Origin of the sequence: Microcystis aeruginosa NIES-843, assembly GCF_000010625.1 — a bacterium.
GTDB classification, from domain to species: domain Bacteria; phylum Cyanobacteriota; class Cyanobacteriia; order Cyanobacteriales; family Microcystaceae; genus Microcystis; species Microcystis aeruginosa.
The window spans coordinates 2253192-2268125 of the sequence record NC_010296.1 but is presented as its reverse complement, the minus strand read 5'-3'; the positions used below and the strand labels follow the sequence as shown (position 1 = coordinate 2268125).

Sequence of the window (14934 nt, the reverse complement as noted above, 5' to 3'; positions counted from 1 at the left end):
TTGCACTAAAACGTAGAGGGCAAGCAGCAGTGATTAGAGTAGCGATCAATGGTTTCGGACGGATTGGACGTAATTTCCTAAGATGTTGGTTAGGACGGACTAATAGTGGCTTGGAGGTAGTGGGGATCAATGATACATCCGATCCCCGGAGTAACGCTCACCTGCTCAAATATGATTCGATGTTAGGCAAACTTAACGCTAATATCGATGCCGATGATAATTCTTTAATTGTTAACGGTAAAACCATTAAATGTTATTCCGATCGCAATCCCCTCAATCTGCCCTGGGCAGAATGGGGTGTAGATCTAGTGATCGAAGCTACTGGTGTTTTCGTCGATGAAGAGGGCGCTTCTAAGCATATTGTCGCAGGAGCTAAAAAAGTCCTCATTACCGCACCGGGTAAAGGTTCGGGTGTGGGAACCTATGTCGTCGGTGTCAACGCTCACGAATACGAACACGATAAATACAATGTCATCAGCAATGCCAGTTGTACCACCAACTGTCTTGCTCCTGTCGTCAAAGTGATTCACGAAAACTTCGGCATCATCAAAGGGACGATGACCACCACCCACAGTTACACTGGTGATCAACGCATTCTTGATGCTAGTCACCGGGATCTCCGTCGCGCTCGCGCCGCTGCCGTTAACATCGTTCCCACCTCCACCGGTGCCGCTAAAGCTGTAGCCTTAGTTATCCCCGAAATGAAAGGGAAACTTAACGGGATCGCCCTGCGTGTACCCACTCCTAACGTTTCTGTGGTGGATTTAGTCGCACAAGTGGAAAAAAGCACGATCGCGGAACAGGTAAACGAAGTCCTCAAAGAAGCTGCGGAAAATTCTTTGAAAGGAATTCTCGAATATAATGATTTACCCCTCGTTTCCTCTGATTATCGCGGTGTTGATGCCTCCTCGATCATCGATGCTAGTCTAACGATGGTGATGGGTGGCGATATGGTGAAAGTTATCGCTTGGTACGATAATGAATGGGGTTACTCTCAACGCGTGGTTGATCTCGCTGAAGTCGTTGCCAGCAAGTGGAAAGGCTAAATCAGTTATCAGTAAACAGTAATCAGTGAACAGTGGGCGTTAATTAGGAGTCAGGAGTGGTTAGTGGCCAGTGATAACTAATAACTAATAACTGATAACTGTTAACTGATAACTGTTAACTGATCAGTGATAAATTCTCACCGAAAAAGCGCCGATAGATTCCCTCTGTCACCAATTGAGCGGTGATTAGGTTAGCTAGGGCAATCATAAACAGGATCAGTATCTGGTAGGAAGCGGCGTTTAAAGGTTCACTTCCTGCCAATACCTGTCCGGTGAACATTCCGGGTAAACTGACTAAACCCACTACCATCATCTGATTGAGGGTGGGGATTAAACTAGCTCGAATCGCTTCTTTTTGGTAAGCTGTGATCGCTTGTTGCGGGGTTGCCCCCAAACAAAGATGGGTTTCGATTTCCAAACGGTGACTTTTAATCGTACTGCTTAATCTTTCCCCGGCTAAAGAGGCACTATTCATCGCTTGCCCTAACACCATCCCCGTCAAGGGAATCAAGTATTGGGGTGAGTACCATTGTTCTGGTTGAATAATTAAGGCGATCGCATAACCTAAAGTTAGACAGCTACTAATCAATAAAGAGCCGAAAACTAGGGGTAATAAGCCTTGATCTCGGCTATCAATGCGATTTTTAGCAACAATAGTCGCGATAGTCATCATTACTGCCAAAATCCCCAGCACAGCTAGAGGATTATCAAGGGAAAAAATAACGGCGATAACGTAGCCTACCACTAATAATTGCAGGATCGATCGACCGGTCGCTAATAATAATTGTCCCTCTAGAGCTAAATTTGACCAACGGGAGAGGAGTAAACAAATGCCCATCATCCCCAAAGCCCAACCCAAATCCACCAGATTTAGTTCTACTAATCCATCCATAAAAATAAAAGAAACAAATTACAAGGATACTTCATCTATAAATAGCAAGTTTATAATTATTTTTGACTAATTATCAAAAAAATCGGCTCTAAAACCTCGCCTTAAGGCGAAAAGTTTTTGTAAAGGGGATTTATGCCCCGTTACAAAAACTGCCTCCTGCCTCCTGCCTTCGTTATTCCTTCTTTTCGCCGACAAATCCCGATTAGTCTCTAATTTGAGTGAAAGCGCGTGAGTAAAATTCCCCCCGTCGATTTATCCCGTCAATACCAAGTCATCAGCGAAGAAGCTAACCATGCCGTTTTAGAAATCCTCCGTTCTGGGCGCTATATTGGTGGCGAAGCTGTGAGCGAATTAGAACGACAATTTGCCCTCTATCACGGTGTTAGCGATTGTGTCGCCTGTAATTCGGGAACCGATGCCCTTTATCTGGCACTGCGCTCCCTCGGTATTCAAGCGGGGGATGAAGTAATTACTTCTACTTTTTCGTTTATTGCCACCGCCGAAGCGATTAATTTAGTCGGGGCAGCACCGGTTTTTGTCGATATCGATATCAATACTTTTAACCTCGATGTGGCACTGTTGGAAAAAGCGATTACTCCCCAGACTAAAGCGATTATCCCAGTACACCTTTTTGGGCAATCTGTCAATATGTCTGAGGTGGTAAATTTCGCTCGTTCCCATAATTTATTGGTGATTGAGGATTGCGCTCAAGCAACGGGAGCAGAATGGCATGGGCAGAAAGTGGGGAGTATCGGCGATATTGGCTGTTTTAGCTTCTTTCCCACCAAAAATTTAGGCGGTTGTGGCGATGGTGGCGCAATTACCACCAATAACCCCGAGTTAGCGGCACAAATTCGCATGATTAAAGAACACGGCAGCAAGGAGCGTTATCTCCATGAGGTAATCGGTGTCAATAGCCGCTTAGATGCCATTCAAGCGGTTATTTTGCAAATTAAGCTGAAATATCTCGATTTTTGGAATAATCAACGGATCGAGATTGCCCAACGTTATCGGGAATTACTGCAACCTTTGCCTAATATCACTTTACCTGCCGCTTTAGCCGGAGGTAAGCACGTTTGGAATCAGTACACAATCCTAACGGAAAATCGTGACCAAATTCGGGCGGCTTTGCAGGAAAAAGATGTCCTATCCATGGTTTATTATCCGATTCCTCTGCATTTACAGCCGGTTTATCAGTATTTAGGCTATAAAAAAGGCGATTTACCCGTGGCTGAATTGGCCAGTGAAAAAGTGTTATCTTTACCTATGTTCCCCGATTTAAGCTGCGAGGAACAACAACAGGTAGCCTATGCGCTGAAAGATTGTTTGCATAGTTTTTAAATTGATGATTTAGCCGAGGATTGAACTAATGAGTCAGATAAATGAGCGTTCAAAACCAGCCAAGTATTCACTATATAACTTAAGAAAAGTCAAGCGTGATTTAGTCTATGATGCCTGGGATTTCTGGCGTACTCTAACTCAAAAAGATCAACTAGAAAAAGTCATCAATCAAAGAGAAATTCGTTTTATCGGTTTGAAACGTAGTGGTAATCATGCGGTGTTAAATTGGATTAGAGCGCAAGAACAAGACCATTATTTTCTGAATAGTGTCAATGTTAGTACCAGTCCTTTTAGGCATTTTCATCTACACTTCCCCCACAAAGGTTTTCGAGAGGAAGCTTGGGGTAATTTCAAGACTAAAAACTGTTTTTTGTATAGCTACGAAGATCATAGTATTGCCAAAATAACTGAGCCAAAATATGAAAAAAAACATGATCTTTATGTAGGGAAAACCAGTCATAGGTATGATGTACTTTTACTCAGAGATCCGTTTAATCTGATTGCCAGTCGTTTGAAAAAGGGATTTTTATCTGTCAAGACAAAAGGAATGTCTCTGACTGATATGTGGATTGAATACGCCAAAGAATTCCTTGAAGAAACTAGCTATCTAAGCAATAACAAGGTTGTGATTAATTACAATCTATGGTTTTCTGATATTAGTTATCGCCAGAAAATTTCCGCCGCTCTTAATCTAGAGTTTTCTGATGCTGGCTTAAATTATGTTAGTAGTTATGGTGGTGGCAGTTCCTTTGAACAGCAGAACTTTACTGGCAATGCTCAACAGATGGATGTGACTAATCGCTGGAAACTATTTCTTGACAATGACGAGTTTTTGAAGTTAATCAAAAATGATGAGCTTTTACACTATTCCGAAAAAATCTTTGGTAAGCTTCCCGATACCGAGTTAATTTATCTTGGCGCTAATAGATGATAGTTATAATAATAATAAATCCGGTTATTAAAAACTGATTATTTATTCCCCCTTTTGCCTTTTGCCTCTTGCCTTTTGCCTGTCCTCACAAGTAGCCTATACTCAACAGATTTAGTATAACTGAATAACTGATACAAAATCCTGTTTAAAAGGTATGGGAGAGTGGGAAGTGGGAATTAGGAATTAGGAATTAGGAAGTGGGAATTAGGAAGTGGGAAGAATAAATAAAAATAATCTCCTGAATACTGACTCCTAACTCCTGTGTCCTGTCTCCTGAATACTGACAGCTTACTGCTATACTTAAGCGGTTAAATCGATTAACTTTTGTTTTAAAGTTTCCAATCCTAGCCGACGAATAGCCGAGATAAAAACAGCTTGGGGGTATTTTTCCTTAGCTATTTCCAAATCCTCGCTTTTTACCTGATCCAACTTATTAAACACCATTAACATCGGACCGGTTTGAATCGGCATCTCCGAGAGGATTTTTAATACCGAGGCAATCTGACTTTCCCAAGCTGGATGGGACAGATCCACCAGATGGAGTAATGCTTCTGCTTCCGTTACTTCCTCTAAAGTTGCCCGAAAAGCATCCACCAGCGAGGGGGGTAATTCATGGATAAAACCCACCGTATCAGTTAGTAAAAGGGTGTGAGAGACTTGGCTGAGGGGATCGGTAATAGTTAAGCGTCGGGTGGTGGGATCGAGGGTAGCAAACAGTTGATCGGCGGTATAAACTTCGGCAGCGGTGAGAGCATTAATTAAAGTAGATTTTCCCGCATTGGTGTAACCGACGATCGCCACACTGGCTACATCTTGTTTTTGCCGTTGTTTGCGTAAACGGGAACGATGAGCTTGCAGTTGATCCACCTCATCCTGGAGACGGGATAAACGACGTTGAATAGTTCGGCGTTCTGTTTCTAATTTTGTCTCCCCCGGTCCGCGAGTGCCAATTCCTCCCCCTAATCTCGACATGGCTAATCCGCGCCCGGTGAGACGGGGTAAAGTGTATTCTAATTGGGCTAATTCTACCTGTAGTTTACCCGCTTGGGATTGGGCCCGTTGGGCGAAAATATCCAGGATCACCTCGGTGCGATCGACCACTCTCACCCCGATTTGGTTCTCTAGATTGCGAATTTGGGCGGGAGAAAGGTCGCGATTGAATACAACTAAATTAGCCCCCGAAGTTTGCACCTGTAGGGCGATTTCTGCCACTTTTCCCGAACCGATCACTGTTTGAGGATGGGGATGATCCCGTTTTTGTCGGGTGACTTGCAAAACTTTGCCCCCGGCGGTATCAACTAAACGTTCTAATTCGCTTAAACCGTCCTCGAACTGGCGATCGCTCATACCGTCGGTGATTAAACCAACCAATAGCACCCGATCTTCGGCTGTATCAACGGTTATAGCGGTAAATTCTCGCTGAAACTCCGCCTCTAGTCCTTCCACTAACTCTAAAAAGTCCTGTTTGCTTAAATCCTCTAGATTTAAGGGAGGGGAGACAGACCAGTATATATTACTATTGACATTTGTTTGACTTTGTGGTATAAGATGCGCCAGATAGACTTGCTCCACATAACCGGTCGCCCCACCACCGCGACGGATCATGCCTGTACCGGTTAATGTTAAGATCACCAGTGCGTCTAATCTTTGCAAAGCCATGGCGGTTAAACTGGATTCTTTTGGCGGTTCCTGCTTGATTTCCGTGGCGATGCAACGAATTCCGCAAAGACGTTCGGAACCGTAGCGGGGTAGTTCCAAGAGAGAAAACTGGGTTTGTCGGGGGGTTCCCACTCCCACACGAATTACCTGGCCGCGACGGTTGATATAGGTGCAGAGGGGTTGATGGATATCGGTACTGATAGCCGCCAGTCTTTGGGCGAATTCTGGGGTGGTGAGAGTATCAATAGGCAAGCGTTCATGGTACAGCCTTTGTAGCTGTTTCATCTGACTGGCTTTCAGTCCCTGGGTATTGCCGAAGATGGTATCGATAGGCTTTCCTCGCAATTAGGATATTAGGGGTCGAGAAGGTCGTCACCGACCTCCCCTCCCATTCAGAACCGTGCATGAGACTTTCACCTCACACGGCTCCTAGTTCGACTGTTCCCTTGTTAAGGATACAGCTTGACTTCTTTTGGTTGACCCTGTATCATCTAGATTGACAAATTCCGCCAAAGATGTCAAATCAGATGATTCTAGGCTTCCATTAGATGCCGATTTTTCATCGTGACAGTGGCGGTGTAGTAATTGAAGGTTTTTATATTCATCCTTTCCGCCTAAGCTTAGAGGGTGAATGTGGTCAACTTCAATTAAATCCGATGGGGTGAAATACTGCCCACATCGGTTACACTTGCCTTGTTGCTTCTTAAGTAGTTTGGCTACTCTCGTCAGTGTGTCGATTGCTTGTCCTCGTCTGCTCGCCCAGTAAGTCCAATTTCCGTCATAAGGTGAAGCGTCGGGGCGTACTAGGGTATGTCTGACGATTGGAGTCCAGTTGTGTTTCCATAATTGAAACCCATCTTTGGTTTTAAATAACCAAGTCTCTCGTCTTTCTTTCCCGTTGCGGTGCTGATTCAGAAGTAGTGATGACGGCTTAACCTTTACCTAAAATGTCGGATGAATGCCCCCGCTAAATTTTTCGACAAGACATCAACCTTTGCGGGGGATGAAATCCGACCAGGATATTAACTGCGAAGCACGATTTTAATACTACCATCTATGGGTAAACTGTGTTATCATTAAACTATCCAATGGTCGAGGATTAATCAATGCTAGTCGTAGAAGCCAAGTTAAAAAACGGAACACCAGAGCAATATCACCAGCTTGATGAAGCTATCAAAACTTCTCAGTTTGTGCGTAATTCTTGTGTTCGTTATTGGCGGTCCAATCAAGGAACAACCCGTAATGACCTCCAAAAGCTTTGTGCGGTACTAGCTATACTTTAGACGTTCATAATCTGAGATTTATTAAACTTCTGAAATCGTAGAGTGAGCAAGGAATCCAGTTCTTTTTTATGTTTCAGATGGGCATCATTCAGACATTCATAAATAGCTGAAGAAAAGTCGGAAAAGTTTTCATAATATTTACCATACAAACATTTCTTTTTGACAAATTTCCACAGCCTTTCAATTAAATTTAGATTAGGCGAATAAGACGGCAAATAGAGTAGCTCTATTGACAAAGAAAGAGCCAATTCTTCAACAATTTTACATTTTTGATAGCGGGCATTATCTAATACTAGAGTGATGGGAATAGTTAGGGACTTCCAGAGAATAAAATACCCAACAAAAAAATAGAAAAGTGTTTTTTTGAAAAAGTAATTATTTTTGTCTAGGAAAACAAAGAGTCTCCCATTACAACCTATTTTTCCGAAAAAATAGGCAGCACAAACTCTTATACTTCCGAGCTTTTTCGAGTATAACAAGGACAAGTTAAAGAATCAAAGACAGTTTTTAGCTAACCATCTTAGTTAACTACAAACTAGGTCTTATCATAATAGATATCAATAAACCATTGTCCCAAATCGGGAAAGTCTTGATTCGTTGATTCTGTGAGACGTTCGATTTTTTCTTCGATTTTTTCCATGGCTTTTTTAGTAAGCTTTACTCCTTTTTCATAAGTTTCAGTAATCAACTTAACAATCGGGTGTTTTCCTTTCCAAGTCATAGTTTGGGCGAATTTCAAAGCCGTTTCGATTTCATCTAAAATACTCCCATTCCAAGGGTTTTCTAACACAGCCCAGGTTCGTTCAATAGGATTATATTTACTATGGTAAGGGGGATAGTAAGCTAAACGTATATTAACTTGATATTTTTGGGAAAACTCAACTATACGTTTCATGAACTGAGTTCGTCTCGAATTATTTTCTGGTCCATTATCTTGATTAATTATCAAAGTTTTAATTTTCTCAAAACGAGATTTTTCCGACTCCCAGAAATCTTCTAATATATCAACAATAAAGTCACTGGTGACTGTGGAGGCAGTGAAATACAAAAACAACTCATCAAATTCTGGAATAAATATTCCGTAAGGGGTTAGGGTTGTTTTCGGATTAAAATCATGATCGTTTGTTTCGACAGTTATTCTATTCTTACCTCCTCGATCAAATAGTCCAATATTAACACGGGCTTTGGCATCCAAACTAAGACGTAACATCGTAGGGTCTTCATCCGCTTCCCGATTAATGTTAGCTAATTCCTCAAAGATTGCCTCGGTTTCTGGAATTTTTTTTGAGGTAAAACTTTAGCGACTCTTTTCAGACGATAACCTAAGTTATTTAATTTAACCCGAATAGTTTCCTCGCTCGGTAAATCCTCATCACTGTACCCATATTTAGAGATTAATTGCTTTCGGACTTCGGCCGCACTCAGTCTCACATAAAGCCTTTGGCTTTTAAAACTTGGGTCAGTTTGGCTTTGAGAATCCACTAAACTTTTGATGTTTTCCAATAGAAAAGGTAAATGTTCTTCTGCTTTTTTCCGCCCCTTAGCTGAATGATTATCAACACAAATAATACCTCTTTTTAGTTCTTTAATTCCTTTACGAATAGTAGTTCGATTCCAGCCTAACTCCTGTGCAGCAAGGGTTTGTCCCCCATAGCCTAATTCTAAGACTGTTTGGGCCATGAATCTTCTTTTAGCTGCACCTTTTAATTGAAGTGCAGTTTCACTGAGCAATTTCTTGAGGGAATCAGTTAATTCCATATACACTTACAAAGAAAAACTTGATTAATAATGTACAGGATTAATTCTACTACAAAATTGGAAGGAGGAGGCAACCATCGACCCCTACCTCCTACACTCCGAGAATGATTATTATTCTTGAGCATGAATAGTTTATTTTTTGGAAGTCCCTTATTCCTAAAGCAGCTATTTTTTTAAGAAGTTCACAGACTTGAGCTGCTGTAATATAAGTGTCATATGTTACCATAATAACTTCATGAGTTATCGCATTTAATGCTCCTAAAACATTGAAGCGTTTACGCCCGCTCGGTGACTTAACGAAAAGTCTCTCAAAACACCAAACAAAACCGAGAAAAGCTCCCATAACAAAGTGAGCGGCATCAACAAAAAAAAACAGCCCTTTTTCCTTCTTTCGCCTCATTTAGTCTTGGTTCTAGCTTTTTTTCTTTGTAGTCTTCTTGTTCATCCCGGTCAGCTTTAGAAGGAAGAGAACCTACTTTTATACATTTCATTCCCATTGATTTCAAGAATTTCCTTACTTGGGTGGGACTTCTTTTTATTCCTGTCAATTCTTCTCTTCTGTATACAGCTTCATTTATTGTGGCTGGTGGATTTTTATCGAAATATTTTTTGAGCGTTTCTCTTTGAGACTCTCATTCACTTTTAGGGCGATAGAAGTTGATTTCTTTTTATTTTTCTATTCCGCCTTCTTGATAATCTCGAAGATAAGTTAATAAGGTATTTGGCGAGATTCCTGCTAACTGACAAATTTTTTGGTGCGGTATCTTTTGACTCTTTAACCAAAGAACTTCCATTTTAAGTTGAACCCGGGGATGAGGATGATGAAATCTTTCATAATACAGTGAGTTCTTTTCTTCTTCGGTGAATTCTAGGTTAATCATGTTTTCAATGAGTGCTTTGCTTCTAATTATGACTCTTAAACTATATTATTGTCTTTGAGGAAAAAATGCAAGTTATAGCCGTGCAAAGTATAGTTTTCGGTACTCGTTAGAGTCCATGCGTTTTTAAGAGGTTATCCGCACCTCTGTGCAAAGAAGCCCAACCACTAGCCTTTCCTACTTGTGTTTTTTATACCACTCACGGGCGGTTTAACTTAAAGGAGGTTGCCTTTGGTCTGCTGGCATTGTAGCCTATTTACAACACAGCAATGCTCTAAAGTTGATAAATATCAATCTAACAAAAACTTAAAGGCTTAGTGTACAAGCTTTACAAGCATAAGTTGTTGATAGTTTTACATGACAGGTTCGTTAGAGCCAAAAGTTAAAGTAATCAAGCCGCCCTCCGCTCCGCTAAAGGGCGGGGTTTTCAACCCAAATTTTCGATAAGGAACAGGCGCTCACCATCCTTGAATTAGCGAAGGAAATGCTGACAGCCTTTTTCTCATCAAGACGAAGTGTCACCTAATTTGCTATGGACGACCGACACCTCACACCCCACACCCTGCCCCCAGAAAAAATTTTTTCGGCGAACCCTATTTATCCGGTATTGACCTTGAATAGCCATCGTTGCCCCTTGTTTCCTGTCGAGCGGCGAATGATTAATAATTTCTTTGTAAATTGCAAAACAGATAAAAAATTTCTATGAAAAAACTGGCAAAAATTGGCAAGACGAAAAATGCTGATCAGCTTGGAACATCTGAGATAGAGCATCGTCAATCTGGACATTCAAAATGTCACCAACTTGCCGTGATCCCGATGCTAATAGTCAGAGGGAGACTTGCACAATTTCAAAATCTAAGTTAATCTCTCCTAAAAGTCACCTTTAGGTATTTTGACTAAAAAGAAAGTTGCCTAACTTCTACTCTAGCCTCAAGGCTAATGCTGAAAGCTAGAATCATCGGCTTAATCGACTGGCTCTGGCTAACTCTTTACACCACAGGAGGTCTGTTTGAAAGAGACTTTTATCCACAACCCCATGACATCCGCTACCCCGGAACAGAATTGCACTGCTGAGTCTAACCGAGTCCGTTACTCAGTTGCCCTGCTGGGATTAGCACTCTCTCTGGGAGTACCTAGCATTCTCAACTCCACCTCAGAATCAGCCCAGGCCGCCAATTCTGTACCCTTAGAATGGGAAGTAATTGACCTGTCCCAAAAAGCAAAAGGTGCGGGTAAAGAACTAAAAGAACCGCAAATAATCCAATCCCAAGCACTTGCTACCGTCAAATTCATCGCCACATCAGTGGTTGAGCATCAGGTAAAACCGGGAGAATCCCTCTGGAGTTTAGCCGACACCTATCAAACCACCCCCACAGCGATCGCTACCCGCAATAATCTCCCCCCCCAATCCGATCTGATTATCGGACAAACCTTAAAAATTCCCACTCCTGAGCAGTTGCCCCCGGCAGCCCCGGCAGCAACTCCTGAGCAGTTGGATAGTTCCTCTGCTAGTCTGCGTCAAACCCGTCAACGTCTCCAAGAAAGTTTGGCCGCCCTACGGACCGAGGAAATCCCCCATCAGTCCGATTCCGGGGAAACAGTAATCGTCACCGAAACTACCGCTCTCGTTCCCGATAATTCGCCAACTAGCGTCGAGATTCCCGTTATTGCTCCCGAAGAATCCCCCCGACCAACCAGCCAGGTGATCCCGATTCCCGTTCCCACCCCTGAAAGCGATCGCCCGATAGCCACAATTGCCGTTAATCCTCCCTTGACAAGCAGACCGGAAATTCCCAGCGTTGCCCTACGAAATCCGGCTCCTGTGACTGAAATTCCCGCCGTTCCCAATCCTCGGGTCATAGTTCCCCCAGAAAACCAAGTTTATCGGGTTCGGCCAGGGGATACCTTAAACACGATCGCTCGTGTTCTCGGCATCACCCCTTCCGAATTAGCCAGGGAAAACGGCATTGACAACCCCAACCAGATTAAAGTTAATCAAACCCTAGTAATTCCCGACCGTTCTGCCAACGCTAGAGTTAATCAAAATCTTACTCCCTTGGTCGGCGATCGCGCTAGACTCTCCTTTAACCCCAGCAATCGACCAAATTTGCCCCCGGAAACTGCCACCACGAGGACGGAAGACTTCCCCGAAAATATCACTGGCAGCTATCGGGAAAGATTGCGCCAAGAGGTGGCTAATCTGCGAGAAACTAATCTTTCGGAAACCCAGAAAAGTATCGCTATTCCCGTCGATAATCCCACAGAAACCCTCGATGAGCCGCAAATAACCCCTAATCCCCAATGGACTGCCATTCGTTCGCGTTCTAACCAAAGCACCCCCCCCCAGATTATCGGTTCGGCTCCTACTAATGTGGAAGAATATAATGATCGCCTACGAATCCCCGTCGGCGAAACTGTAGAACCTTCCCTTCCTCCCCTCACTAATCCCGATGAGTATTTACCCAATCCCGCCCCGATTTTTACCGGCTTTATCTGGCCCACTAGAGGTGTGTTAACCTCCGGTTTCGGTTGGCGCTGGGGCAGACCTCATCGCGGCATCGATATCGCCGGTCCAGTGGGTACACCAGTTGTGGCGGCGGCCGCCGGTGAAGTAATCGCCTCCGGTTGGAATTCGGGCGGTTATGGCAATCTGGTGAAACTGCGTCACCCCGATGGTAGCACCACTCTCTATGCCCATAACAGCCGTCTGCTGGTGCGTCGCGGCCAAACTGTTCAGCAAGGCGAGCCAATCGCCCAGATGGGTAGCACCGGTTTTAGCACCGGCCCCCACCTACATTTCGAGGTTCACCCCTCCGGCCAGGGCGCAGTTAATCCCATGGCTTTCCTGCCAGGCAGACGTTAAAGATGCCCGCAAAGGGAAGATTTTTTCTTCCCTTTTTTGCTCTTGTGCAATTGGGTGATTGTGTGTTATGATTGATAACTGTGTAAACAACGGCTTAGTAGCTCAGTTGGTCAGAGCAGGGGACTCATAAGCCCAAGGTCGGCAGTTCAAATCTGCCCTGAGCCATTTTCGGAAAACCTAAGTGTAGAATTTTAGAAATACAAAATTTTGCTTTTTATCTCGTTCCTAGGTAGAACCTGGGAACGCTCCCTTCGGGTTCTACCTGATCACTGTTCCCCACCAAAGCCCTTTTTTGATTCCTGAAAATTCGCACCCATAATTAGGGTTGGCTGAATAAATCTAAAAACCTTGTTGGGTAAGACTTTTAGACTTTTTGTCAATCAAAAAGTCCCTGGCATGGGAGTGATCAGGGGGAAAATTCCGGGACTTTTTCCCTGAAAATTAGGTAATTGGCCACCTCAAAACCGGTAAAACCCCACACCCCACACCCTGCCCCCAGGAAAAACTTTTTCAGCAGACCCTAATTAATGGGAAAGGACTTGACTTGGGCGGCGGTTTGCGCTATGCTTTTCTTATAATGGTAACCTGTGCGAATCAGCTTAAGTGCCAAGATTACCATTATGAATAAAATCTTTTAAAAATATTATCTCAAAATCTCCCGATAAAAGCAAGCAAAATTTTGCCAATAATTGTTAAGTTTTGTTAAAAAGAAATATATCTCGTTCCCTGAACCCAGCAAAAATCTCCCCAACACCAGACCCCACCAAAGCCCTTTTTTTGATTCCAGGAAATTCGCACCCATAAGTATGGGAAAGGACTTGACTTGGGCGGCGGTTTGCGCTATGCTTTTCTTATAATGGGAATCTGTGGAAATTGAGTTAAGTGCCAAGATTACCATTATGAATAAAATCTTTTAAAAATATTATCTCAAAATCTCCCGATAAAAGCAAGCAAAATTTTGCCAATAATTGTTAAGTTTTGTTAAAAGGAAATGGAGAGATCGGCCTTTATTTTTTCCCTTGCAGTAAGCCAAAACGAATTAAACCCGACTCGTAACCGCGCCGCATTAACCCTAAAGATAAAGCTCCTTGGATAGTAGTGTAACCGCTTGCTAACAAACCAGCGATCGCATCTGTGGTTAGGGCCGAGTCAATCACCACATCCCAAAAAGCGGCCACCGATAGGGACCAATCATCGGTTTTTAGGTCTTGAAAGCCAATTTCACGGGCAATATCGGCGTATTCTGGCAAAGAAATCACATAGGGGAGACAATAAACCTGATAAATCTCGTTTAATAGTTTAATCTCCCCTTCCGTTAGATTACCGGCCAGGGAAGTGGTGGGACGATGACACCAAGTGGCCATCAAAAAAGTGCCCCCGGGCTGCAAAACCCGATAACATTCCCGCAGAAATTGCCTTTTATCGGGCATATGTTCGCCACTTTCCAATGACCAGACCAGATCAAAATTATCGTCAGGAAAGGGGGTTTTTAGGGCATCAGCCACAAGAAAACTGACTTTTTCTTCTAAATTGAACTCTTGCGCTCTTTGGCTGGCTCTAGCGGCTTGTACCGGGGAAAGGGTAATCCCCACCCCTTGGCTGTGAAATTTTTCGGCCAGATAAAGACTACTGCCACCAATGCCACAACCGACATCGAGAATCTGATTAGCGCCGGTGACACCACCCCAAGTTAATAATTCTTCTATTAAATCAATTTGTGCCTGACGGCGATCGAGTTTAATCTTGCCGCCGCGACCGTAGTAACCATGGTGCATATGTTCGCCCCAAATCCTTTCCCACAGTCCACTAGAGGAGTCATAAAAATCGGCTATTCGTTGCTCAAGTTCCATGGTGATTTCCTAAGTAAGTGGGTGGAATTAAAGATAAGAGGTTTCCGACATAAGAAGTTTCTCCAGTATTGAGTTCCGATGTTTCTAGTTTAAAAGATTTAGGCGGACAAAGTACACACAAAAGAAGAGGAGGAAATCATCAGTCTTTAGAGAGAGTTGACAGAAAGGTAGCCAGTGGCATAATATTCCCGAAGATGTGGTTCGTCGTCGTTATGAGCGGGGACGTAAGCTGTTCGTAATTTAAATTGCTTGTTGAGACGAGGCAAAAGGCAAGAGGCAAAAGGCAACAGTAAAGGGATTGGGGGAGGTTCGGCTAATCTAAGAATAAGCGGTTTAAATGCGTCTTAGCTTATTAACGTGACCCAGTTGTATTTACCCTTATGCGATACTTGGATTATCTATCTGTAACTCAAATGACTGAATCCACCTTAAC

At 43.2% G+C, this 14934-nt stretch carries 9 protein-coding genes, 1 tRNA gene and 3 pseudogenes; 6 read left to right on the top strand and 7 right to left on the bottom strand.

The window, feature by feature from the left end; genetic code table 11:
• The first annotated feature begins 29 nt into the window (after window positions 1–29).
• Complete coding sequence (locus MAE_RS10940) at window positions 30–1046, top strand: type I glyceraldehyde-3-phosphate dehydrogenase (RefSeq protein ID WP_012265625.1); 1017 nt, start codon at window positions 30–32, stop codon at window positions 1044–1046.
• Window positions 1047–1161: 115 nt separating this feature from the next.
• Here MAE_RS10940 and MAE_RS10935 read toward each other — a convergent pair whose 3' ends face one another.
• Window positions 1162–1938, bottom strand: a complete 777-nt coding sequence (locus MAE_RS10935; protein WP_012265624.1) for an ABC transporter permease — start codon at window positions 1936–1938, stop codon at window positions 1162–1164.
• A gap of 228 nt (window positions 1939–2166) precedes the next feature.
• Here MAE_RS10935 and MAE_RS10930 point away from each other — a divergent pair, with 228 nt between their 5' ends.
• Window positions 2167–3279 carry a DegT/DnrJ/EryC1/StrS family aminotransferase gene (locus tag MAE_RS10930; protein ID WP_002799037.1) on the top strand — a complete coding sequence of 371 codons (1113 nt, stop codon included), beginning with the start codon at window positions 2167–2169 and terminating at the stop codon, window positions 3277–3279.
• 28 nt (window positions 3280–3307) lie between these two features.
• Complete coding sequence (locus tag MAE_RS10925; protein ID WP_002799035.1) at window positions 3308–4210, top strand: hypothetical protein; 903 nt, start codon at window positions 3308–3310, stop codon at window positions 4208–4210.
• A gap of 300 nt (window positions 4211–4510) precedes the next feature.
• Here the strand turns inward: MAE_RS10925 and hflX are convergent, their stop codons facing one another.
• Both hflX and MAE_RS36050 read right to left on the bottom strand, forming a co-directional pair.
• On the bottom strand, window positions 4511–6214 hold the full coding sequence (gene hflX, locus MAE_RS10920) for a GTPase HflX (protein ID WP_041804036.1): 1704 nt from the start codon (window positions 6212–6214) through the stop codon (window positions 4511–4513).
• 84 nt (window positions 6215–6298) lie between these two features.
• Window positions 6299–6769, bottom strand: a pseudogene (locus MAE_RS36050) (HNH endonuclease); the annotation flags it as partial.
• Between the two features lie 206 nt (window positions 6770–6975).
• On the opposite strand from MAE_RS36050, the gene MAE_RS10915 reads away from it, so the two are divergent.
• Window positions 6976–7152 (top strand): hypothetical protein, encoded by a 177-nt coding sequence (locus MAE_RS10915; RefSeq protein WP_012265622.1) that lies wholly within the window; start codon window positions 6976–6978, stop codon window positions 7150–7152.
• Here MAE_RS10915 and MAE_RS34325 read toward each other — a convergent pair.
• The 3 genes and pseudogenes from MAE_RS34325 to MAE_RS29315 form a co-directional block, all read right to left on the bottom strand.
• Window positions 7149–7466, bottom strand: a pseudogene (locus MAE_RS34325) (transposase); the annotation flags it as partial. The gene MAE_RS10915 and the pseudogene MAE_RS34325 overlap by 4 nt on opposite strands.
• A 221-nt stretch (window positions 7467–7687) precedes the next feature.
• A protein-coding gene (locus tag MAE_RS29320) for an ISAzo13-like element ISMae28 family transposase (RefSeq protein WP_125730310.1) occupies window positions 7688–8910 on the bottom strand; the annotation gives its coding sequence in 2 pieces (ribosomal slippage) (window positions 7688–8430 and window positions 8430–8910; 1224 coding nt in all).
• 151 nt (window positions 8911–9061) lie between these two features.
• Window positions 9062–9791, bottom strand: a pseudogene (locus MAE_RS29315) (IS630 family transposase); the annotation flags it as partial.
• 1033 nt (window positions 9792–10824) lie between these two features.
• On the opposite strand from MAE_RS29315, the gene MAE_RS10885 reads away from it, so the two are divergent.
• Together MAE_RS10885 and MAE_RS10880 are read left to right on the top strand one after the other, a co-directional pair.
• Window positions 10825–12651: a peptidoglycan DD-metalloendopeptidase family protein gene (locus tag MAE_RS10885; protein ID WP_012265616.1), complete on the top strand. Its 1827-nt coding sequence runs from the start codon at window positions 10825–10827 to the stop codon at window positions 12649–12651.
• 91 nt (window positions 12652–12742) lie between these two features.
• Window positions 12743–12816, top strand: a tRNA-Met gene (locus MAE_RS10880).
• 842 nt (window positions 12817–13658) lie between these two features.
• Here the strand turns inward: MAE_RS10880 and MAE_RS10870 are convergent.
• Entirely contained in the window at window positions 13659–14501 is an 843-nt protein-coding gene (locus tag MAE_RS10870; RefSeq protein ID WP_012265614.1) for a methyltransferase domain-containing protein, read from the bottom strand.
• Window positions 14502–14934: the final 433 nt, after the last annotated feature.

What these genes read in the sequence shown, in the direction of transcription:
- MAE_RS10935 (WP_012265624.1), bottom strand. Translation starts at nt 1,938, where the DNA reads ATGGATGGATTAGTAGAACTAAATCTGGTGGATTTGGGTTGGGCTTTG.
- MAE_RS10925 (WP_002799035.1), top strand. Translation starts at nt 3,308, where the DNA reads ATGAGTCAGATAAATGAGCGTTCAAAACCAGCCAAGTATTCACTATAT.
- MAE_RS10915 (WP_012265622.1), top strand. Translation starts at nt 6,976, where the DNA reads ATGCTAGTCGTAGAAGCCAAGTTAAAAAACGGAACACCAGAGCAATAT.
- MAE_RS10885 (WP_012265616.1), top strand. Translation starts at nt 10,825, where the DNA reads ATGACATCCGCTACCCCGGAACAGAATTGCACTGCTGAGTCTAACCGA.
- MAE_RS10870 (WP_012265614.1), bottom strand. Translation starts at nt 14,501, where the DNA reads ATGGAACTTGAGCAACGAATAGCCGATTTTTATGACTCCTCTAGTGGA.